We start from the raw sequence: 21,690 nt of genomic DNA, 5'->3' as shown, positions 1-21,690 counted from the left end.
TGAAGGCCCCTGCCTGACGGGGGCAGGGGCCTTCACGTACGGGGAGCCGGGTTCAGCACTCGATCGGGCAGCTCTTCAGGTTGGCGAGCGTCTGCTCCAGGCCCGGGGTGCCGGGGCGGGGCCGGTTGAAGGGGAGCTTGGAGAGCATCGAGCCCATCGCGCAGGTGTTGCTCAGCGCGGAGAAGGCCAGCCCGCCGCCGACGGCCGCGGAGAACCAGCGGGCGCCCGGCAGGGCGAGGTCGACGAGCACGCCGGCGATGACCAGCGAGCCGGCCACCAGGCGGACCTGTCGGTCCAGCGCCCAGACCTTGCGGGCGCCGGTCACCTGGTTCAGCGGCCGGCCGGCGCCGGCCCAGGCGTTGGTGCCGCCGGTCAGGGTGAGGGTGGGGATGCCGGCGTCGGCCAGCTGGCGGCAGGCGTTCTCGGCGCGCGGGCCGGCGGCGCAGACGACGGCGATCTCGTTCTGCGCGGCGGCCTCGCGCAGCGCGGGCAGGGCGCGGTCGAGCTGGTCGAGCGGGATGTTCAGGGCGCCGGGGATGTGGCCCGCGGCGTACTCGCCGGGGGAGCGGACGTCGATGAGGGTGAGCTGTCCGAGGCGGGGCTGGAACTGCTCGACGGTCAGCGGCGTGGTCATGGGGCGGTGGGTCCTCTCGGGATGGGTGGAGCTGTCGGTGGTGAGTGGGTCTGGGGGGCGGACGCGGTGGTCAGCTCAGGGTGGTGACCAGCATCAGCGCGGCGACGCCGAGCAGGGCGACGGCGAAGGCCTTCTGGAGGGTGCGTCCGCTGAGCTTGTCGGCGAGCCGCTTGCCGTCCCAGGCGCCGAGGATCGCGGCCCCGGTGAAGGGGGCGGCCACGGCCCAGTCGATCGCCCCGGTCGCGCCGAGGCGGGGAAGCAGGGCGGCGAAGGAGTTGGCGGTGATGACCAGCAGGCTGGTGCCGACCGCCTCGGCCATGGTGAAGGCGAGCACCGAGACCAGGGCCGGTACGGCGAGGAAGCCGCCGCCGACGCCGAGCAGCCCGGTGACCGCGCCGAGTCCGGCACCCGCCGCCGTGGAGCGGCCGGGCCCTGCGGCGGAACGGTCCTGTGCCTGGGCCTTGGGCGGCATCAGCATCCGCCAGGCGGCGAGGGCGGCCAGCACCGCGAAGGCGCCGGTCAGCAGCGAGCCCGGCAGATGGGCGGACAGGGCTCCGGCGGCCATCGCGAAGGGCAGTCCGGCGGCGGCGAACAGCGCGCCGGTGCGCCAGCGGACCCGGCCCGCCCTGGCGTGGGCGAGCAGCCCGGTCAGCGAGGTCGCGGCGACGATCACCAGGCTGGCCGTGGTGGCCAGCGCCGGGGTGAAGCCGAGCAGGTAGACCAGGGCGGGGACGGCGAGCATGCTGCCGCCACCGCCGAGGCCGCCGAGCGCGAGCCCGACCACCGCACCGGCGGCGAGCGCCAGGAGCAGCGTGATCATATGACGTGCCCGGCGCTGCCACCGGGCGTGGTGACCGGAAGGCCGGACAGCGCCCAGGCGCTCATGCCGCCGGCCACGTTCAGCACCTGGACGCCGCGTCCGGCGAGCACCTCGGCCGCGCGCTGGGAGCGGTTGCCGGAGCGGCAGATCGCGAGCACGGTGCGCCCGGCCGCCTCGGGAGGCAGCGGGACGCCCGCGACCAGCCCGATCAGCGGCAGGTGCAGCGCGCCGGGGGCGTGCCCGGCGGTGAACTCGGCGGCCTCACGGACGTCGAGCAGCACGGCGGCGCCGGTGCGGGCGAGCTCGTGGGCCTGGCCGGGAGTGGTCTGGCCGGGGCCCGCCTGCCCGGGGGTGTTCGGTCCAGGGGTGTGCGGCATCGAAGGCATGCGGTTTCTCCAGTGGTGCGGACCGGACCGCACTGGTCCGGAGTGTCGGGGGCGCCGTGGGTCTCGCGGGCGTCCGTACCGGCCTGGCGGCCCGGTGCGGCGGCGTGACCGGCGCTTCCTCGGCCCCGTCCGTACCTGGCTCGGCGGCGGTGGCCGTCCCCCTCGATGTCCACCATAGTACCCCGGGGGGTATTATCGAAATCGTTCCGGATACCCCAGTCCGTATCGGACCGAGAAGCCGTATGCTCGGAAATATACCGCTGGGGGTATCTAGATGGCGCTGCGGCGCCCGAGACCCAGGAGGGTTCCCCGTGTACTCCGCCCAGCCATCGCGAGTCTGACGTTTCCGCCCGGCCTGCACCGCCAGGTGGCTGAAGGGCCGGCGCCGCCAGAGTCCGACCTCGCTGCGGAACATCGACTCCATCCTGAAGAACCACCTCCTGCCGGCTTTCGGAAGTCGCCGCATGGGCACCTTCGACCACAAGGCCGTGGAAGCGTTCATAGGACAAAAGGAGCGCTTCGACAGGTTCGTTTGTAGCAATAAATACCCCCCTGGGTATGCTGGACCGTGTGGCCGGCTGCTCAGACCCCAACGAAGGAGACAACCCCGTGATCTTCAGCCAGTACTACCTCGACTGTCTCTCCCAGGCGTCCTACCTGATCGCCGACGAGACCAGCGGCCAGGCCGTGATCGTCGACCCCCGCCGGGACGTCGACGAGTACCTTGCTGACGCCACGGCGCGAGGCCTGACCGTCGTCGGTGTCATCAACACCCACTTCCACGCCGACTTCCTCGCGGGACACCTCGAACTGGCCGACCGCACCGGCGCCTGGATCGGGTACGGGCAGCGGGCGGAGACCGAGTACGCCATCCGCAAGCTCGCCGACGGTGAGCGGATCGAGCTGGGCGACGTGACCCTGGAGATCATGGAGACCCCCGGCCACACGCCCGAGTCGATCAGCATCCTGGTCTTCGAGCATTCCGACGACACCGTCCCGTACGGCGTGCTCACCGGCGACGCGCTGTTCATCGGCGACGTCGGCCGCCCCGACCTGCTCGCCTCCGCCGGCGTCACCGCCGAGGAACTCGGCGCGATGCTCTACGACAGCGTGCACCGCAAGCTGATGGGCCTGCCCGACGAGACCCTGGTCTTCCCCGCCCACGGCGCCGGTTCCGCCTGCGGAAAGAACCTCTCCACCGAGAAGCAGTCCACGATCGGCGCGCAGCGCCGGACCAACTACGCCTGCCAGCCGATGGACCAGGACACCTTCGTCCGCATCGTCACCGCCGGCCAGTCCGCCGCCCCCGCCTACTTCGGCCACGACGCCGACCTCAACCGTCGCGAGCGCGGGCTCTTCGACCGGGAGAACGCGGCCCGGCCGCTGTGCCCCGAAGGCTTCAAGGAGGCCCGCGCCGCGGGCGCCGTCGTCCTCGACACCCGCAGCCCCGAGGACTTCGGCGCGGGACACGTGCGCGGCGCCGTCAACGTCCCCCTCGACGGCCGCTTCGCCGAACAGGCCGGCACCGTCCTCACCCCGGACAGCACCATCGCGATCATCGCCCCGCAGGACCGCGAGGACGAGGTCGTCACCCGCCTCGCCCGCATCGGCTTCGACCACATCGCCGGCTACCTGCGCAACCCCGCGGGCGCCCTGCCCGCCCTCGCCGACGACCTCACCCCCGCCAGCCGCCTCACCGCCGACCAGCTCCGCACCGCCCTCGCCGGCGAGCAGCCCCCCACCGTCCTGGACGTGCGCACCTGCGGCGAACGCGAAGGCGGCGCCGTCGAAGGCTCCCTGCACATCGCCCTGGCCGAACTCCCCGCCCGCCTGGACGAGATCCCCACCGACCGCCCCCTGGTCGTCCACTGCGCCGGCGGCCACCGCTCCTCCATCGCCGCCAGCCTGCTCCGCCGCCACGGTCACACCGACGTCTCCGACCTCCTCGGCGGCTACGGCGCCTGGGAAGCCCTCACCCACCCCGCCCAGGGCTGAGCCCAACCGTTCGGGCGTGGACGCCGGTGATCCTCAACTGAGGCTTCACATCGCGTCCACGCCCGAACCGGTAGGGGGCAGGGGCCGACCTCGGATGCCGCGCGGTAGACCCACCGAACAGGCATCGGAAGTGGATCAGTCGAGCCGGTTCTTGTGGACGACGCCGTCCTTGACGACGAGGCGCAGATTGCGGCCGGGGTCGGCGAGGACGGACAGGTCGGTGGTGGGGTCGCCGTCGACGACCAGGAGGTCGGCCCAGGCTCCGGGGGCGATGATGCCGAGGGGCGCCGCGCGGTAGGGGTCGCGGCGGCCGGACATGCGGAAGAGTCCGGCGTTGCCGGAGGTGGCCAGCTTCAGGGCCTCGACTGGGCTGAGGTACTGGCCGAGTCGGACGAGCATCTCGTTCTGCCGGGAGGCCTTCTCGGGGTCGAAGACCAGGTCGGTGCCGAAGGCGAGCCGTACGCCGTGTTCGAGTGCCCAGCCGAAGGTGCGGGCGACGCCCTCGCACACCTCGCGGTTCTTGTGGTCGTTGTCCGGGGAAGCGTAGTGGTGGTCGTCGACTTCGAAGGGCTGGGTGCTCAGCCACACGTTCTTCTGCGCGAGGTGGCGGATGGTGTTCTCGTCGGCGAGGTGGCCGTGTTCGATGCAGCGCACTCCGGCGTCCACCGCGCGGCGCACGCCTTCGGAGGTGTAGACGTGCGCGGTCACGTAGGTGCCCCAGTCGGTGGCTGCGGCCACCGCTGCCGCCAGCTCCGCGCTGGTGAACTGGAGGACGTCCAAGGGGTCGAAGTCGGAGACGACTCCGCCGCCGGCCATCAGCTTGATCTGTGCGGCGCCCTTTCGCAGCTGCTCGCGCACCGCCGCGAGCACCCGCTCCGGTCCGTCGGCGACCCGGGTGAACCCGAGCTGTTCGGTGCGGGCCTGCGGACCGCCGAACGCGGTCGGGGTGACGTGGACGGCCCCGAAGTCGCCGTGTCCGGAGGTCTGGGAGACGGCCGCCTGGCTGGGGTAGATCCGCGGGCCCGGGAACAGCCCTCCGTCGAGGACCCGCCGCAGCGGCTCGGTGTCGCCGGCCATGTCCCGGACGGTGGTGAAGCCGCGCATCAGCATGTCGCGGGCCGAGGCCAGGGCCTGGTAGTAGACGGTGCCGGTCGGTCCCAGTTGGAGGTCCGCCATGGTGCCGCCGATCGCGAACAGGTGGACATGGGCGTCGGTGAGCCCGGGGATGAGCGTGCGGCCGCCTCCGTCGAGCACCGTCGCCCCTCGGGCGCCGCGCGGGGACGGGGTGCCGAGCACCACCTCGGTGATCCGGTCCCGCTCGATCCGGACGTGCCCCGGCACCGCCTCGGCGCCGATTCCGTCGAAGACGCGCACGTTCGTCACCAGCAGCCCGGCAGCGGAGTCGTCGGCATCCATGCCGCCATCCTCGACCGGCTGGGGGGAGGTCACCAGAGGGGACACCCGAGCGGATGCTTCAGGCAGGTCGATCCTGTTTCCGCAAGTGCTCCGCGGCCCCCGGGTCGGAGAGCACCTGCGGAACAGATCTCCCGTCAGTAGCGCCAGCGGGTGGCGTCGATGACCTCGGCGTCCGTGCGCATCGCGAACAGCTCCGCCTCCGCCCGCCGGACGGCCAGCACCGTCTCGTACAGCTCGGGGCCGAGTGCCTGCCGCAGGACGGCGGACTTCTCGTACGCGTCGATCGCCTCCGGCAGGCTCGCCGGCAGGCGCTCGGCGCCGTCGAGGGCGGCGGGGTCGCCCACGGTCTCGGGTGGGAGGGGCAGGCCGGCGGCCAGGCCGGCGAGTCCGGCGGCCAGCACGCCGCCGATCGCCAGGTACGGGTTGGCGGCGGCGTCGAAGCACTTGAACTCGGCGTTGGCCTGACCGGCGGCGGAGCCGGCGATCAGGCGCAGTGCCGCCTCCCGGTTCTCCAGGCCCCAGCAGCGGTAGGCGCCGGCGTAGTGGGAGGGAACCAGCCGCAGATAGGAGGCGACGCTGGGCGTGCCGAGGGCGAGCAGGGCGGGTAGCTCGGCCAACGCGCCCGCGAGGAAGTGCTCGGCCTCGGGGTGCAGCCCGTGCCGGCCGGGGCCGCCGTGCCCGAGGTTCCGGCCGTCCCGCCAGAGGCTGAGGTGCAGGTGGCCGCCGTTGCCGACCGCGCCTTCGGTGAACAGGGGAGCGTACGAGACCCGCAGGCCGCGCCGGGCGGAGACGGCCCGGATGGTGTGGCGCACCAGTATGGCGGTATCGGCCGCCTCGACGGGCCCTTCCGCGGCGACCGAGACCTCGAACTGCCCGGCGGCGTACTCGGGGTGGAGCTGGAGGACGGCCAGACCCTGGGCGGTGAGGGCGCGCAGCACCTCCCGCAGGTAGTCGGAGTGCTCGATGAAGCGGGTCATCCCGAACCCCGGCGCGGTCGTCGCGGGAGCCCCGGTGGCGTCGGCCACCACCCACTCGATCTCGATCCCGGCCCGGACCGAGAACCCGCGTCGCTCGATGGCCTCGGTGATCCGGCGGGCGAAGCCGCGCTGGCAGCCGGGGTGCGGGGTGCCGTCCTGGGCGTAGCGGTCGGCAGGGGCCCAGGCCCAGCCGGGCTGGGCGGCGAGCGGGGCGAGCCGGTCGAGGTCGGGGACGAGCCGCAGATCGCCCACCGGGCCGGTGCTCGAAGGCGTGGAGGTGAAGGAGTCGTCCACCAGGGAGACCTCGAAGCAGGGCACGGCGCCGACACCGTGCTCGGCGGCGTGTTCGAGCTGGGCGAGCGGGACGGACTTCACCCGGGTGATGCCGGCGTTGTCGACCCAGCCGAACACCACCCCGTCGATTCCGCTGGTGGCGAGGTGGGCTTCGGCCTCCCGGGCCTGGGCGGCCCGCTCGGCTGGGGGGTACGTGGTGGTCATGCGGCCATGCTGGCGTTCGCGACAGTCGGGCGATGGCAGGTCGGCCCGGAATTCACTCATCCGTGAACGGCCGTGCCCGCGAACTGACACCGGACGTGGGACGCGGAGATTCCTCGACGGCCTTGGGTGGGACTCGGTCGTCAAGGCTGTGGGGGCTCATGCCGACTCCGTTCGAGTGAACCTGCATGCCGGGTGGTGGCTTAACGCTCCTGCAACTGCCCGACGGCAGGTAGGAGCGCAGGCTCCGGAGGTCCGTAGAGTGCGGAGGAGGGAGTCCAAGTCGGGTGTCGCAGCCGACCTTTGGACTCCTCCTTTCCTCTCATGGGTGCCAGAAAGCCCTTGATATACCCATCATCCAGTCGGACCAGGAGTTCGCCCGTGAGGCCCTATACCACCGACCTGCGCGAGATCGCCGAGCCATGCCGGACAGGCGGCGATGGAAGAGCCGGTCACCGTGCTCCAGTTGCGCCGGACAGCGTCCCCAATCAGCACGACCGCGCCGCGCTGCGCGCCGCCCTCGCCGCTGCCACCGACGACCGGATCATCTACGACCTGGACGGCATCGGCCGACAGTACAACGCCCTGTGTGTCGAACTCCCGGGCGTGGCTGTCCGGTTCGCGATGAAGGCCTGTCCGGTGGGCGAGGTGCTGGACCACCTCGCCGCCCTCGGCTCCGGCTTCGACGCGGCGAGCCCGCAGGAGATCGCCCAGGCGCTGCGCACCGGAGTGGCCCCCGAGCTGATCCACTACGGCAACACCGTCAAGTCCGACCGGAACATCGCCGAGGCCTACCGACTGGGCGTCCGGGACTTCGCCACCGACTGTGTGGAGGATGTCGCGGCGATCGCCCGACACGCGCCCGGCGCACGGGTGTTCTGCCGGATCGCGACCTCCGGCGAGGGCGCGCTGTGGGGCCTGAGCCACAAGTTCGGCTGCTCGCCCGAGGATGTCCCGCGAGTGCTCGGCGAAGCCCGGACCGCCGGGCTGGTCCCGTCCGGGCTGTCGGTGCACGTCGGCTCGCAGCAGATGACCGCCGAGGCGTGGACCGCGGCGATCGACTCGCTGGCGGACGTCCTGGAAGCGCTCAACTGGCGTGGCATCACCCCGAATCGGATCAACCTCGGTGGCGGACTGCCCGCGCTCGGCGTCCTGGACCGGTACGGGCGGCCGCTGGACCCACCGTTGGACAAGATGTTCGCGGTGATCCGCGAGGGCATGGAACGGCTGCGCGCCGTCAACGCGGGGCCGCTGGAGTTCCTGCTGGAGCCCGGGCGCCACCTGGTCGCCGACCACGGTGCGATCCGCGCCCATGTCGCCCGGCTCACCTCCCGCCGTCGGCTCGACGGCAGCCGCGAGGACTGGCTGTACCTGAGCTGCGGCAAGTTCAACGGCCTGTACGAGATGGACCAGTTGCAGTACCGGCTGGAGTTCCCGACCCAGCCGGGAGGGCAGTTCGTCAACGCCGTGGTGGCCGGCCCGACCTGTGACAGCGACGACGCGTATTCCCGGGAGAACGGCCTGGTCCGCGTCCCGCGTGCGATCGCCTCCGGGGACCCGGTGTGGGTCCACTCCTGCGGCGCGTACGCCACCGCCTACGCCACCCAGGGCTTCAACGGCTTCGTACCGCTGCCGTACACCTGTGTCGGCGGCCAGACTCCGGACGGAGGAGACGCATGAGCGACACCCGCATCCGACTGTTTCAGGAGAAGGACTGGGACGAGGTGGTGGCGCTGGAGGAGCGCGCCTACGCCGCCAGCGGCCTGTCCGAGGGCCGCGAGGCGCTGCGCTCCCGGCACCGGGCCTCGCCGGACACCTGTTTCGTGCTGGAGCGCGCGGGCGGCCTCGGCGGCTACCTGCTCGCCCTGCCGTACCCGCTGTTCCGCTGCCCGGACCTGAGCCTGTCCGAGGACGGCGCGGTGCCGGAGGGCGACCGGGAGAGCAACCTGCACGCCCACGACCTGGTGATCGCCGAGCGGGCGCGCGGCCGAGGGCTGGCCCGCCGGTTGATGCGGCACCTGGAGGAGACCGGCCGGGCGGCCGACCGCCGGACCCTCTCGCTGGTCGCCGTGCACGGCTCGCAGCTGGTGTGGGCCCGGCTGGGCTACCGCGCCCGGCCCGAGATCGACCTGCCCGCGAGCTACGGCGCCGAGGCGGTCTATATGGTGAAGCCGCTGGAACCCGCCGTCACCGATCGTGCGCTCGTGTCCGCACCCGGCGTCGAGGTGGGGTGATCGTCGGCCCCGCCGTCTCGGACGGCTCGGCATTGGGGTGGACGGCCCGGGGGAGGATACTGGCAAGGATCGGTTGTCGAGTGCCTTCGCGGAGGACCGATGCGCCGGGACGGACGGGTCGCAGGCTCCCTGCTCGCATTGCTGAGCCGGGATTGGCTGGGGGTGCCGGTCGCGCTGCTGGTGCTGGCGCTGGGCGGCGGGCTGGTCGGGGCGGGGGCGGCATGGGCGGTGGCGGCATGGGCGGTGGCGCTTGGTGGCCTGCTGATGGCCGTCGGTGTGCTGCTGGCGGCGGGAGCCGTTCGTCACCTGCTGCTGGTGGCCCGGGAGGCGCGGGCGAATCCGCCACCGGGGCGGCTGGTGGACGTGGGCGGCCACCGGATGCACGTCCTCGCCGAGGGGGATCCCGGGGGCGGACCGACGGTGGTCTGGATCCCCGGCGGACACGCCCCCGGGGAGGACTTTCGGGAGCTGCACACCATGCTGTCGGCAAGGACCCGGTCCGTCCTGGTCGACCGCCTCGGGACGGGCTGGAGCGATGTCGGGCCCTTCCCCCGGACGACGGCGGCCGAGGCGGAGGAGCTTCCGGCCGCGCTGCAGGGTGCGGGGGAGCATGCCCCCTTCGTGCTCGTCGGCCATTCCTTCGGGGGGCTGTTGGTCGCGAACGTGGCCAGGCGTCGACCGGAGCTGGTGGCGGGCCTCGTGCTGCTGGATCCGACGCCGCTGGAGGTCATCGCCTTCGCGCCGCTCAACCCGCAGCTCGCGCGGATGCGTCGGGGCTTCCTGCGGACGGCGGTGCGGCAGCTGTTCGGTGCCCACCGCAGCGCCGGGAGCCCGACCGGGCACGGCTGCGCGGCCGCGTCGATCTTCGCCGAGCTGTCGCCGTCCGGCCTGGCCAGGGTGGGCTGGGAAACCGTGGTGTACGACGGGGACCTAGGAGACCTGCCGCTGGTGCTGGTGATACCCCGGGACCTCATCGGCGGTGAGGCGGTGCTGGCCGGGGCCCGGGACGCGGTCGAGGCCGAGCGGATCAGGCGCTTCTACCTCCGGAGCAGGACGCGGTACCTGGCGGCGTCGACGGCGTCCCGGCTGGTGTACACGCCGGAGGGGACAGGCCACGACTTCCCGCACGAGGCACCCGAGTTCGTGGTCGACGTGGTCGAAGACCTGGTGCGGGAGCTGCGGGCGGTCAGCCCATGACCGTCCGGGCGGAGTCGGGCCGGACGGGGCGGCGGCGGGAGAAGGCGCCCAGGTCCACGACGTTGCCGGTGTGTTCGCAGCGGTAGCGGACCGGGTCGCCGTCGTGGTCGTGGCCGGTTTCGACCCGGTCGATCAGGGTGGTGAGGAGGCGGCCGACCAGTGGGGCGTTCTTGAACTGGTTGCCGCTGGTGCCCATGGCGACGTAGTAGCCGGCGAGCGCGGTGCGGTCGTAGATCGGGGTCCAGTCGTCGGCGACGTCGTAGACGCCCGCGATCCCGAGCGGCCGGTTGGGGATGCCGATCTGCGGGAAGCGGCGCGCCACCCGGGTGACCTGGGTGCGGAAGCAGTGGGCGGTGGGGCGGGGGTCGGCCTGGTCCGGGTCGTCGATCCACTCCGGCGGGTCGCAGGCCGGTTCGGTGCCGCCGATGAGGACGTGGCCGTCGGTGGCCGGCCGGAGGTAGGTGCCGAGGTCGAGGTCGGCGACCACCGGGCCGATGCCGGGGTCGGCGATCTGGTGGACCTCCTCGCGCAGCGGGCGGACGCCGATGGTGAAGTCGTCGCCGACGCCGGCCAGCCGGTTGAGGCCTCCCGACCAGGGGCCGGCGGCGTTGACCACGACCGGTGCGGCGATCCGGGTGCCGTCGGCCAGCCGGAGGCCCGTCACCCGGTCGGGGCGGTGCGGGTGCCGGTCGACGGCCGCCACGGTGTGGTGGAACAGGAAGCGCGCGCCCAGCTCGGCCGCCGCGTCGGCGAGGTTCTGGGCGGCGAGCTGCGGGTCGTCGACGAACCCGGCGTCCGGGGTGTACAGAGCGCCGAGCTCACCGGACGGGCCGTCGAAGAAGGCGTCCTCGTCGACCGGCTTCGGCGGCCAGTACCGGCCGGGGTCGATCCCGGGCAGGTGGCGGCGCAGCGCGTCGGCGTCCCAGCGTTCGTACGGGACACCGACGCGGTCGAACAGGGCGGCGGAGTTGGCCGGCGGGACGGAGGGCGAGTCGAGCACCACGGTGCCGGTGCGGTGGAAGGCGGCGAGCGGGCGGCCGCCGGTGAGCCCCAGGCGCTCGGGCCAGGACGTCCAGAGGTGCTGGGCCTCCCAGGCGGTGGCGACCCCGGCGAAGGTCGAGTAGTTGAAGCGGACGATCGCGCTGGACGCGCTGGTGGAGCCGTGGCCGGCGGCACCCGCCTTGTCCACGACGAGCACCTGCCGCCCGGCGCGGGCGAGTTCGAGGGCGACGGCGGAGCCGATCACCCCGGCTCCGACGATCACGGCGTCCGGCTGGAGACTGGCCATCAGGACCTTCCCGGGGGTAGGCGGGGCACGGAGTCGAGCAGGGCCCGGGTGTACGGGTGCCGCGGGGAGCGCAGCAGGGCCTCGGTGGGGGCGGTCTCGACGATCCGGCCGTCCCGCATGACCGCCACCGTGTCGGAGACATGGCAGACCGCGGGCAGGTTGTGGCCGATGAAGAGCATCGACAGGCCGAGCCGACGCTGGAGGTCGCGGATGGTGTTGAGGACGGCGGCCTGCACCGAGACGTCGAGCGCGGAGGTGATCTCGTCGGCGATCAGCAGTTCCGGCCCGACGGCCAGGGCGCGGGCGACGGCGACCCGTTGGCGCTGTCCGCCGGACAGCTGTCGCGGCAGGCGATCGGCGAGCCCGGGGTCCAGGCCGACGAGTTCGAGCAGGCCGGTGACGCGCGCGGCCCGGGCCGGCCGGTCGAGCCGGTGGAAGACGGTCGCCGCCTCGACCAGCGTCTGGCGGACGGTCATCCGGGGGTCCAGCGCGGAGTCCGGGTCCTGGAGGACGATCTGGACCAGGCGACCGAGCCGGCGCCGGTCGCCGACTGTCCGGACCCGGACCTCCCGGCCGTCGAGCAGGACGCGTCCCCCGTGCACCGGAGTGAGGCCGACGAGGGCGTGGGCCAGGCTCGACTTCCCGGAACCGGACTCGCCGACGAGCCCGAGCGTGGTGCCGGGAGGGATCTCCAGGGAGACGCCGTCCACGGCGGTGACCGGGCCGTGCGGGCCGTGGTGGCGGACGGTGAGGTCGCGGACCTGAAGGGCGGTCATGAGGCGAGGACCTCCACCGGCACCGGGTTCCAGCACGCGACCCGCTGCTCCGCGTCGAGGTCTCCCAGCGGCGGGGCCTGTTCGGCGCAGCGGTCCCGGCGGCGCGGGCAGCGGGGCTCGAACGGGCAGCCAGGGGCGGGGGCGAGCGGGTCGGGCGGGGCGCCCGGAACCGTCGGCAGCGGCCGGTCACGGTCCGCCCCGAGGTCCGGGACCGAGGCGACCAGCGCGTGGGTGTAGGGGTGCCGGGCGCCGGTGGCGAGCCGGTCGGCGGGCAGCGACTCGACGATGGTCCCCGCGTACATCACCAGGACCCGGTCGCAGAACTCGCCGACCAGCGCGATGTCGTGGCTGATGAACAGGATGGCGGCGCCGCTGTCCCGCCGGATGCCGGAGAGCAGCTGGGTGATCTGCCGCTGCACGGTGACGTCGAGCGCGGTGGTCGGCTCGTCCGCGATGATCAGGCCCGGCCGCATCATCAGCCCGGCGGCGATCATCACCCGCTGGCGCTGGCCGCCGGAGAGCTGGTGGGGGCGGGCCCGCAGCACGGTCGGCGGCAGGGCCACCTGCCGCAGGGCGTCGGAGGCCTGCGTCAGCGCCTCGGTGCGGCTCATGCCGCGGTGGGCGCGGACGGCCTCGGTGAGCTGGGTGGAGATCCGCAGCGACGGGTTGAGCGCGGAGGCCGGGTTCTGGAAGACCATCGCCAGGCCGGTCGCGAGGTCGCGATCGCGCTGCCTCGGCGTCATGGTGGCGAGGTCGGCGCCGAGCAGGCGCAGCGTCCGCCGGGTGATGCGGGCCTGCTCCGGGAGCAGATCGGCGATGGCGAGCGCGGTGAGCGACTTGCCGGAGCCGGACTCGCCGACGAGCCCTACGATCTCGCCGGGGCGCAGCGAGAGGTCCACTCCGCACACGGGCCGGATCACGCCCTCCGGGGTGGGGAGTTCGACACTGAGGTCCTCGACCTGGAGCACCAGGCCGTCCTCGGCGCGCTCGCTCGGGGCGGGCGGTGGCGCGGGTGTCCGGGGCGCCGGGGTGCGCCGGGCGACGCGGCCGGCCAGGACCTCGCCGAGCAGTTGGAAGGTCAGGGCCGCGTAGAGGACGGCCAGGCCGGGGGCGAGCGCGGGCAGGGGGTCGGCGAAGATCCGGTCGAGCCCCTGGTTGAGCAGTTGGCCCCAGTCGTAGGCGGGCGGCTGGACGCCCAGGCCGAGGAAGCTCAGCCCGGCGAGTGCGACCAGGGCCGTGCCTGCGGCCGTGGTGGTGGCCAGCAGCAGCGGTTCGGCGATGTTGGGCAGCACGTGCCGCCACAGCAGCCGGTGCCGGCGCAGGCCGAGGACCCGGGCTGCGGCCAGGTGGTCGGTGCCCGCGACGGCGGCCGCGAGGGTCTGGGCGAGCCGCGCGAAGCCGGGGATGCCCGCGACGGCGAGGGCGAGCACCGCCCCGGCGGTGCCCGCGCCGAAGACGACCGCGAGGAACATCGCGACCAGCAGTGCGGGGAAGGCGAGCAGCAGGTTGATCAGCCCGGCGAGCAGCCGGCGGGCGCGGCGGCCGACGACGGCGGTGGCCGCGCCGAGCAGGATGCCGCCGGTGGCGCCGAGCAGGGTGGCGGCCAGTGCGAGCAGCAGGGAGGGGCGGGTGGCGGTCAGCACCCGGGCGAGCACGTCGCGGCCGAGGTTGTCGGTGCCGAACGGGTGGGCGGTGGAAGGGCCTTGGAGTACCGCGGAGGGGTTGGGGCGGTCGGCCGCCGCGCCCCACAGGAGCGGTGCGGCCAGGGCGAGGGCGAGCAGCGAGGCCAGCATGACCGCGGTGATCCAGGCCATCGGTGAGCGGAGGTACCTGCGGGGAAGGGGCATCTCAGCTCTCCCGGATCGTCGAACGGGGGTCGAGCACGGCCAGCAGCACGTCGACCAGGAGGCCGGCCAGCAACACGGTGGTGCCCAGGATCAGCACCATCGCCTGGACGACCGGGTAGTCCTGGCTCACCACGGACTGGGCCAGCGCCGAGCCGATGCCGGGCCAGGCGAACACCTTCTCGACCAGCACGGTGCCGGCGATCATGGCGGGCAGCAGGCTCCCGGCGACGGTGAGCGCGGCGGTCGCCGTGTTCGGCGCGGCGTGCCGCAGGTAGCGACGGGCGGGGGACAGCCGTTTGCTCCGGGAGGTGCGCAGATAGTCCTCGCCCAGCACCTTCAGTGCCTCGACCCGGACGATCCGCAGCAGGACGGCCGTCGGCGCGAGAGCGAGGGCCAGCACCGGCAGGACGAAGGACTCGGCGCCCGCCGCGCCGGCCACCGGCAGCAGCTGGAGGCCGACGGCCAGCAGGGCGGTGAGCCCGGCCGCCAGCACGAAGTCCGGCACCCCGGCCAGGCCGGCGGTGACCATGGTGAACGCCAGCTCGCTGCGCGGGCGCCGGCCGTCGCGGGTGCGGACGGCGGCGAGCAGTCCGCCGGGCAGGGCCACGGCGAGGGTGACCAGGAAGGCCAGGCCGGCGATCTCCAGAGTGGCCGGCAGCCGGGTGCGGACCAGTTCGGCGACCGGCGTGCCGGTGACCAGGGACGTCCCGAGGTCGCCGTGTACCAGGCCGTCCAGGTAGTGCCGGTACTGGGCCAGGAACGGCGCATCGAGCCCGAGTTGGTGCCGGCGGGCGGCCACCAGAGCGGGGGCGGCGTCGACGCCGAGGGCGGCGCGGACCGGGTCACCGGGAATGAGACGGATCATCGCGAAGGACGCGGTGAGCACCACCCCGAGGGAGAGGAGCAGGCGGGCGGCGCGGCGTCCGAGGAACACCGTCCAGGGGTGCCGCAGCAGGCGGGGTACGGACAACGGTGGGCCCCTGGGTCACTGGTGGAGGCGGATGCTGGTGGGGACGAGCTGGCCGCCGAAGGTCGTGGCGAAGGTGGTGCTCCGGCCGTACAGGGTGCTCCGGCCGTCCGCGATCGGCAGGGCGTCGGCCGCGCGGAAGAGCGCGGCGGCGGCCCGGTTCCAGGTGTCGCAGCCCTCGGTGTCGGGCTCCCGGAGGGCCTGTGCGACCAGGGTGTCGTACTCGGGGTTGCTGACGCCCGCGAAGTTGAGGCCCCGGGCGGGGGTGGGCCCGGAGAAGAACGGGATGAAGCCGGCCGGCAGGGCGAAGCCCGGCGAGGTGCCGACGACGACGTCGAAATCGCCGGTCTGGTACATCGCGTTGACGAGGGCGGGCAGGCTCTCGGTGACCAGCGTGACGTCCGCGCCGAGCGCCGTCCAGGTCCGGGCCATCAGCTCGGCGGCGGGTGGCAGGGTCGGCCCGAGGTCCGGGCTGGTGATCAGGCGCAGCCGCAGCGGCCGGCCGTCCTTGGTCAGCAGGTCCTCCGGGCCCGCGCGGGTCCAGCCGGCGGCGCGCAGGGCCTCGGCGGCGTCCTGGGCGGGCAGGTTGGCGTCGGCGAGGTCGGCGTGGCAGACGGCCCCCTCGGCGCCGAAGCCGGTGGCGGGCCGGCCGGTGCCGCCGACGGCGACGTTGGCGAGGCCCTGGCGGTCGAGGGCGGACACCAGGGCGCGGCGCACGGCCGGGTCGGCCAGTGGGTGGCTGGGGCGCTGGTTGAAGAAGGTCAGCCCGACCACCGTCTCCACGTCCTCGGCGGTGAGGCCGTGGCCGGCGAGCCGGGCGCGGTCGGGCCCGTTCACGCCCGCGATGTCGATGCCCCCGGTCAGCAGCAGGTTCGCCGCGGTCGCGGCCTGGGGCACCACCGAGAGCACGATCCGGGCCGGCAGGCCGGGCGTCGCGGTGGTCGCCCCGGACGGGCCCCAGCTGTAGCCCTCGCGGACGGTGAACTCGTAGGGCCCGCCGGGGGAGTAGCGGGTGAGCACGTACGGGCCGGTGCCCTGGGTGGCGCGGTCCAGCGACTGCGGATGGTCGAGCCCGGCGGGGCAGACGATCGGCAGCAGGCCGAGGGTGCGGGTGAGGAAGGGGAAGGGGGCGGCGGCGGTCGCGGACACCGTGCCGGCCTGGTCGTCGGCGGTCGCGGTGAACGGGACGTTGGGCAGGACGGTCTGGGCGCCGGCGAGCTGCTTGGCCGGGTCGCTCGCGTACGTCAGTGCCCGGGCCACGGCGGAGGCGGTGAGCGGGGTGCCGTCGGAACAGGTGATGCCCGGGCGGAGGGTGAAGACCGCCGTGGTGGTGGTGGCCTGCCAGGAGGAGGCGAGGCCGGAGACCACGGTGCCGTCGGGGGCGACGTTGACCAGCGAGTCGTAGGCGTAGCGGGCCTGACTGGCCCCGAAGGTGGAGTACGGATCGAAGCTCGGCGTCTCACTGGACTCGGCGATCCGGACCGTTCCGTGCTCGATCAGGGGGGTGGTCGTCGATGAGGGGGCGACGCCGCCGCAGCCGCTCAGCGCGACGGCCGAGGCGGTGAGGGTGGCCGCCAGAGTGACCGGCGGGGTGCGTCGGGACATGGCGGCCATGGTGCCACCAGGTCTTGGCCGTGGTGAGTCAACCAGCACGTACGGCACGGATGTTTGAATGGTCGGAGACGCCTGCCGACCCGGTCGGACGCCGTGGCGGCGGCTGCGGAGGGCGATCGTGATTCACCCTTTCGAGGGGTGTCACAGTCCGCGAATCCCGGATCGGGCCGCTCGGTGGTCGGTCGTCGCCAGGATGGGCCGCATGACGAACGAACCGAGCCGGGAGATCGGACACCTGGCGGACCGCTACTGGGAGTTCCTGCTGGAGCGCGAGCCACTGCTGAGAGTCCGCCAGGGGCTCCCGGTCGAGACGCTGCCCGGGGCCTCGCTCGCCGAGGCCGAGGAGCGGGCGCGGTTCGCCGGGGGCGTGCTGGAACGGGTACGGGCGCTGGCCGAGGCGGAGCTGTCCGGCGCCGACGCGGACACCCGCGGATTCCTCGTGGGGCTGGCCGAGCAGGAACTTCGGGCCCACCGCTGCTACTGGCTGACGCCCGCCGCCACCCCGTACCGGCTGTTCCCGCTGTCGCTGTACGCCGACGCGGTGCTACGCCCGTTCGTCTTCGCCGAACCGCCCGACGCCGACCGGTACTTGGGGCTGGTGCGGGAGCTGTCCCGGGTGGTCGGCTCGATCGGGGACAAGGTGGCGGGCCAGGCGGCGCGCGGCTTCCGGGTGCCCGCCCCGGCGCTGGCCGGAGCGCGCGTCACCCTCGCCGGGCTGCGGACGTCGCTCACACACCGGGTGGAGGTGGACGACGGACGGCTCGACCGGCTGGGGCCGGCCAGACGCGGGCAACTCCGCGACGGCGTACGGCGGCTGGTGGAGGGCGAGTTGACGCAAGGCTTCGACCGGCTGCTCGCCGTCCTCGACGACCCGGCCTACCTGCGCGAGGCGCCGCAGGAGGTCGGCTGGGCCTGGTACCAGGGAGGCGAGGAGGCCTACCGGGACTTCGTCCGGGCCCACAGTGGGGGTGACACGCCACCCGAGCGGCTGCACGAACTCGGCCGCGAGCAGTGCCGCGAACTCGCCGAACGGATGGGGGAGGTGCGCGCGACGCTGGGCTTCCACGGCCCGGAGGCCGAGTTCCACGACCGGCTGCGCACCGAGCCACGGCTGTACGCCCGGACCCCCGAGGAGGTGGAGGCCCGCTACCAGGGCTACCTCGACCGGCTCACCCCGCTGCTGCCGCGCTGGTTCGCGGTGCTGCCGGCCGCGCCGCACGGACTGGCGCGGCTGGATCCGGCGCTGGAGGCCGGGATGACCTTCGGGTACTACGAGCAGCCGACCCCGGCCACGCCCGTAGGGCGCTACCGCTACAACGGCTCCGGCCTGGACGGGCGCTCGCTGCTCGGTGCGGCCTCGCTCATCTACCACGAGCTGGCGCCGGGGCACCACTTCCACCTCGCCCGCCAGGCGGAGAATGATTGTCTTCCGCAATTGCGCCGTGAGGTGGCCGAGTTCGGCGCCTTCAACGAGGGCTGGGCCGAGTACGCGGCGGGCCTCGGCTGGGAGATGGGCCTCTACGACGACCCGTGGGACGCCTACGGTCGCCTCACCCAGGAGCGGTTCACCGCGCAGCGGCTGGTCGTGGACACCGGGCTCAATCTCGGGACGATGAGCCTGGAGCAAGCCCGGGATTTCATGCGTGCCAACTCCACCGAGGCGGACGGCCAGATCGCCTCGGACCTGCTGCGGTACGGGACGGACCTGCCCGGGCAGGCGCTCTCCTACCGGGCGGGCTACCTGGAGTTCAGTCGGCTCCGGGCCCGGACGGAGGTGGAGCTGGGCGCCGGGTTCGAGGTGCGGGCCTTCCACGAGGCGGTGCTGGGTGGCGGCGGGCTGCCGTTTCCGGCGCTGGGGCGGAGGGTGGAGCGGGAGCTCGGCATTCGGCGTTAATCCCTAAATAGGATTAGTGGCTTATTGGGTGAGTATGCATGCTGCAACCTGTGGAAGCGAGTGGCCGGTAAAGCACTCGCACGGGTGAATCGACCGAGGATATTTGGCCCCGCTGAGTCCGGCTGGACTACGGTGGCGAGGGAGCGGGCGATGGACCCCATCGACGAGGAATTCGGCCCAGCAGGGAAATCCGGCAAGGGATTCGAGAATTCCGGAGATGGGAGCTTCGGTCCGCTCTGTTGTGTGTGCTCCGGAGTTCGCAGTGCCCCCGGGGTCCCCTGTCATCCGTCTGCGTAGAGAGGTTGGAGCATCATGCCGCCCGTAGTACCGCCCTTCCTGGTCGGCCTCATCGTCGCGCCACTGGCCAAGCGCCTCCTCAAGCCGCTGGTCCGCGGCGTCGTCAAGACGTCCGTCGGCATCGTGATGGAGGTGAAGAAGGCGGCCCATGAGGCCGGGGAGAACATCCACGACCTCGCCGCCGAAGTGGCCGCCGACATGATGGCCGATCAGATCGCCTCCGACGAGCACCACCGGAGCGCCGAGGCTCCCGCTCCGAACGGCGAGAAGGGCGACGAGGGCAACCACCGGACCGAGCAGGAACCGAGGACCCCCAAGATCCGCGCGGGCGCCGGAGCCGCCGTCGGCAAGGCGCACTGACGCCCGTTCCAGGGCCCGATCACCCGCCTGGGCGCATGTTCCGGCCAGGTCCGGAATATGTGTCCACGCGGCGGCCGTCATTCCTTCGGTCGAACCGCATTCCCCTTCACTCTTTCCACTCCGTCGCAATGTTCCGCCATGCCCAATGACGGCCCATCCGCGACCTCCGCAAACAGGTGAACGTACACATGCCATCTCTGCTGGGTGCCGCAGCCGGGAACCTCACCCTGGATTCGGACGTGCGCCCGCGCTCGGTCATCCCGGGGCGCCAGCGCTGGGACGTCAAACTGATCCTCGGGCGGCCCCGGACGGCCGAACTCCTCGCCGCCACCCTGCGGCGCGTCCCCGGGATCACCGAGGCGCAGGCGAGTCCGATCACCGGTGGGGTGCTCGTTCGGTACGACGCGCGGGTGCGCGCCGCGGACGTCGGCCGGATCGTCCGCAGGGCGGTCGCCCTGGTCACCCAGGGGCCGCCCCGGACGGGGAGGCCTGCGTCGGCCCGGCCCGCCACCGCACCGGCTCCGCGCCCGGACCGAGGCCTCGTCGTGCGACCGGTCCTCGCCGTCGGCGGCGCAGCGGCGGCCGGTGTCGCGCTGATCCGTGGATCGGCACTGAGCAGGCAGTTGGTGGCGCTCGGCGGGATCGCGGTCGCGACCGCGGCCGTCGTCCGGAAGGCCTGGCGCAGAACGGTCGACACGGCCGGCGAGCTGGCCGGGCTCGCCGACGAACGCCACCCCCTGCGGGAGATCGTCGGACCGCACCGACGCCGGCTCCTCCAGGCCTCCGCGCTCTCCGTCGCCTGCCAGGTCGCGGAGATGGCGCTCGCCACCTTCCTCGGCTGGACCGCGCTGGTCCTCATCAAGGGTGAGGCTGCGCCGCTCGTCCGGATCGGGCTGACCACCGCGTCCGCCCAACTCTGGGGCCTGGCTGGGCTGGTGGCCGTCGCCTGCGCCGCCGTCGCGGGTCTGTCCTACTCCTCGAACCTCCAGTGGCGCCGACTCGGACAGGACATCGAGCACGACTGGCGCAGCCGTACGTACGACCACGTGCAGCGCCTCGAACTGCGGCACCTGGAGGGCGAACGGACCACCCGGATCGCCGGGGTGCTCACCGAGGACACCCGCCAGCTGGGCGCCTTCTTCGCCACCTCGGCCAGCGACGTGCTCCAGATGGGCACCAGCCTGGCCATCCTGGTGCCGGTGTTCCTGCTGCTGGCACCGCAGATCGCCTGGATCGCCTTCCTGCCGATCCCGGTCATCGCCTGGCTGTCGCTGCGCTACCAGGAGAAGGTCACCGCCGACTACGCCGCGGCCGGGGAGGACCGGGCCAGGCTGCACAGCCAGCTGGTGAACACCCTGGAGGCCGGCGCCACCGTCAAGAGCTTCTGCACCGAGGACTACGAGGCCGAGCGGATCGACCGTCTGAGCGCGCAGGCCCAGGACAGCAACCAGCAGACCGACCGGAGCACGATCCGGCACGCCGAGACCGTCCGGGTCTGCACGACCAGCTCGATGGCGGGCACCCTGCTGATCGGTGGCCGGTCGGTGCTCAACGGCAGCCTGCCGTTCGAGGTGTTCAGCCCGCTGATCGGGCTGCCCCAGATGGTGATGCTGCGGATGAACCGGCTCGGCGGCATCGTCGACCAGTACCAGCGCACGCTCGCCGCCTACGACCGGGTCCACCGGCTGCGCGCACTGCCCGTCGAGGCCGACGGCACCGGCGGGCCGCTCGACACCGGGAAGGTGCGCGGCGAGATCGTCCTGGACGATGTCACCTTCGCCTACCCCGGCCGGCCGCCGGTGCTGGAGGACCTCTCGCTGACCGTCCCCGCCGGGCAGGTCACCGCCCTCGTCGGGGCCACCGGCTCCGGCAAGACCACGGTCGCCAAGCTGCTGATGCGCTTCCAGGACGCGGAGTCCGGTCGCGTGCTGCTCGACGGACAGGACGTCCGGGAGCTGCGTCGGCACGACCTGCGCCACGCCGTCGGTTTCGTCGCCCAGGACCCGTTCCTCTTCGACGGCAGCATCGCCGACAACATCCGCTACGGCAGTTTCGGGGCCTCGGACGAGGCCGTGGCCCGGGCCGCCACCATGGCCGAGGCGCACACCTTCGTCGAGATGCTCCCGGACGGCTACGACACCCTGATCGGCGAACGCGGCGCCGCCCTCTCCGGCGGCCAGCGTCAGCGGATCGCCCTGGCCCGGGCGATCCTCAAGGACTCGCCGGTGGTCATCCTGGACGAGGCCACCTCCGCCGTGGACAACGAGACCGAGGCCGCGATCCAGCGCGCGCTGCGGAGCTTCGCGGCCGAGCGGACGATGGTCGTCATCGCCCACCGGCTGTCCACCGTTCGCCACGCGGACCGGATCTACGTCCTGGACAAGGGTGGTGTGGTAGCCGAACAGGGCACCCACGACGAACTCCTCGCGCTGCACGGACTCTACGCATCCCTCTGGCAGCTCCAGGCCGGCGAACTCGCCGCCTGACCCACAG

Annotated in this window: 18 protein-coding genes; 8 read left to right on the top strand and 10 right to left on the bottom strand. The window is 73.2% G+C overall.

Annotated elements, in window-relative coordinates:
• Positions 1–52: 52 nt before the first annotated feature.
• The 3 genes from QWJ13_RS30545 to QWJ13_RS30535 all read right to left on the bottom strand — a co-directional run bounded on the left by QWJ13_RS30545 (position 53) and on the right by QWJ13_RS30535 (position 1,840).
• The gene (locus QWJ13_RS30545; RefSeq protein ID WP_316528561.1) at positions 53–634 is read right to left on the bottom strand and encodes a rhodanese-like domain-containing protein; all 582 of its coding nucleotides are present in this window, start codon (positions 632–634) and stop codon (positions 53–55) included.
• Between the two features lie 70 nt (positions 635–704).
• Complete coding sequence (locus QWJ13_RS30540) at positions 705–1,454, bottom strand: sulfite exporter TauE/SafE family protein (RefSeq protein ID WP_316528559.1); 750 nt, start codon at positions 1,452–1,454, stop codon at positions 705–707.
• Entirely contained in the window at positions 1,451–1,840 is a 390-nt protein-coding gene (locus QWJ13_RS30535) for a rhodanese-like domain-containing protein (protein WP_432277632.1), read from the bottom strand. Before QWJ13_RS30535 ends, QWJ13_RS30540 begins: the two co-directional genes overlap by 4 nt.
• 371 nt (positions 1,841–2,211) lie before the next feature.
• On the opposite strand from QWJ13_RS30535, the gene QWJ13_RS34485 reads away from it, so the two are divergent.
• A complete protein-coding gene (locus QWJ13_RS34485; RefSeq protein ID WP_489753404.1) occupies positions 2,212–2,571 on the top strand; it encodes a hypothetical protein in 360 nt (119 codons plus the stop codon).
• Positions 2,453–3,835 (top strand): MBL fold metallo-hydrolase, encoded by a 1,383-nt coding sequence (locus tag QWJ13_RS30530; RefSeq protein WP_489753403.1) that lies wholly within the window; start codon positions 2,453–2,455, stop codon positions 3,833–3,835. The genes QWJ13_RS34485 and QWJ13_RS30530 overlap by 119 nt, the downstream gene beginning before the upstream one ends.
• A 135-nt stretch (positions 3,836–3,970) precedes the next feature.
• Here the strand turns inward: QWJ13_RS30530 and QWJ13_RS30525 are convergent, their stop codons facing one another.
• Both QWJ13_RS30525 and QWJ13_RS30520 read right to left on the bottom strand, forming a co-directional pair.
• Entirely contained in the window at positions 3,971–5,251 is a 1,281-nt protein-coding gene (locus QWJ13_RS30525) for a metal-dependent hydrolase family protein (protein ID WP_316528556.1), read from the bottom strand.
• A gap of 134 nt (positions 5,252–5,385) precedes the next feature.
• The gene (locus tag QWJ13_RS30520) at positions 5,386–6,726 is read right to left on the bottom strand and encodes a type I glutamate--ammonia ligase (protein ID WP_316528553.1); all 1,341 of its coding nucleotides are present in this window, start codon (positions 6,724–6,726) and stop codon (positions 5,386–5,388) included.
• Positions 6,727–7,230: 504 nt separating this feature from the next.
• On the opposite strand from QWJ13_RS30520, the gene QWJ13_RS30515 reads away from it, so the two are divergent.
• The 3 genes from QWJ13_RS30515 (at position 7,231) to QWJ13_RS30505 (ending at position 10,154) form a co-directional block, all read left to right on the top strand.
• The gene (locus QWJ13_RS30515) at positions 7,231–8,403 is read left to right on the top strand and encodes a type III PLP-dependent enzyme (RefSeq protein WP_316528893.1); all 1,173 of its coding nucleotides are present in this window, start codon (positions 7,231–7,233) and stop codon (positions 8,401–8,403) included.
• The gene (locus QWJ13_RS30510; protein ID WP_316528552.1) at positions 8,400–8,957 is read left to right on the top strand and encodes a GNAT family N-acetyltransferase; all 558 of its coding nucleotides are present in this window, start codon (positions 8,400–8,402) and stop codon (positions 8,955–8,957) included. The genes QWJ13_RS30515 and QWJ13_RS30510 overlap by 4 nt, the downstream gene beginning before the upstream one ends.
• A gap of 99 nt (positions 8,958–9,056) precedes the next feature.
• Positions 9,057–10,154 (top strand): alpha/beta fold hydrolase, encoded by a 1,098-nt coding sequence (locus QWJ13_RS30505; protein WP_316528550.1) that lies wholly within the window; start codon positions 9,057–9,059, stop codon positions 10,152–10,154.
• Here QWJ13_RS30505 and QWJ13_RS30500 read toward each other — a convergent pair.
• From QWJ13_RS30500 to QWJ13_RS30480, 5 genes are read right to left on the bottom strand one after another with little or no spacing between them, the layout of a single operon-like run.
• Positions 10,144–11,442, bottom strand: a complete 1,299-nt coding sequence (locus QWJ13_RS30500; protein ID WP_316528548.1) for an NAD(P)/FAD-dependent oxidoreductase — start codon at positions 11,440–11,442, stop codon at positions 10,144–10,146. The two genes, QWJ13_RS30505 and QWJ13_RS30500, sit on opposite strands and share 11 nt — an antisense overlap.
• A complete protein-coding gene (locus QWJ13_RS30495) occupies positions 11,442–12,218 on the bottom strand; it encodes an ABC transporter ATP-binding protein (protein ID WP_316528547.1) in 777 nt (258 codons plus the stop codon). The genes QWJ13_RS30500 and QWJ13_RS30495 overlap by 1 nt, the downstream gene beginning before the upstream one ends.
• Positions 12,215–14,065 carry a dipeptide/oligopeptide/nickel ABC transporter permease/ATP-binding protein gene (locus tag QWJ13_RS30490; RefSeq protein ID WP_316528545.1) on the bottom strand — a complete coding sequence of 617 codons (1,851 nt, stop codon included), beginning with the start codon at positions 14,063–14,065 and terminating at the stop codon, positions 12,215–12,217. The genes QWJ13_RS30495 and QWJ13_RS30490 overlap by 4 nt, the downstream gene beginning before the upstream one ends.
• Before the next feature lies 1 nt (position 14,066).
• On the bottom strand, positions 14,067–15,035 hold the full coding sequence (locus QWJ13_RS30485) for an ABC transporter permease (RefSeq protein WP_316528544.1): 969 nt from the start codon (positions 15,033–15,035) through the stop codon (positions 14,067–14,069).
• A 15-nt stretch (positions 15,036–15,050) separates the two neighbouring features.
• Positions 15,051–16,637 carry an ABC transporter substrate-binding protein gene (locus QWJ13_RS30480; RefSeq protein WP_316528543.1) on the bottom strand — a complete coding sequence of 529 codons (1,587 nt, stop codon included), beginning with the start codon at positions 16,635–16,637 and terminating at the stop codon, positions 15,051–15,053.
• A 211-nt stretch (positions 16,638–16,848) separates the two neighbouring features.
• On the opposite strand from QWJ13_RS30480, the gene QWJ13_RS30475 reads away from it, so the two are divergent.
• From QWJ13_RS30475 to QWJ13_RS30465, 3 genes are all read left to right on the top strand, one after another.
• Complete coding sequence (locus tag QWJ13_RS30475) at positions 16,849–18,540, top strand: DUF885 domain-containing protein (RefSeq protein ID WP_316528541.1); 1,692 nt, start codon at positions 16,849–16,851, stop codon at positions 18,538–18,540.
• 312 nt (positions 18,541–18,852) lie between these two features.
• Entirely contained in the window at positions 18,853–19,197 is a 345-nt protein-coding gene (locus QWJ13_RS30470; protein ID WP_316528539.1) for a DUF5132 domain-containing protein, read from the top strand.
• A gap of 188 nt (positions 19,198–19,385) precedes the next feature.
• Positions 19,386–21,683, top strand: a complete 2,298-nt coding sequence (locus QWJ13_RS30465) for an ATP-binding cassette domain-containing protein (protein ID WP_316528537.1) — start codon at positions 19,386–19,388, stop codon at positions 21,681–21,683.
• The last annotated feature ends 7 nt before the right edge of the window (positions 21,684–21,690 follow it).

Source organism: Kitasatospora brasiliensis (assembly GCF_032654805.1).
Lineage (GTDB): Bacteria > Actinomycetota > Actinomycetes > Streptomycetales > Streptomycetaceae > Kitasatospora > Kitasatospora brasiliensis.
Note: the sequence above shows the minus strand (reverse complement) of the source record. Positions and strands in the feature narration are given on the sequence as shown.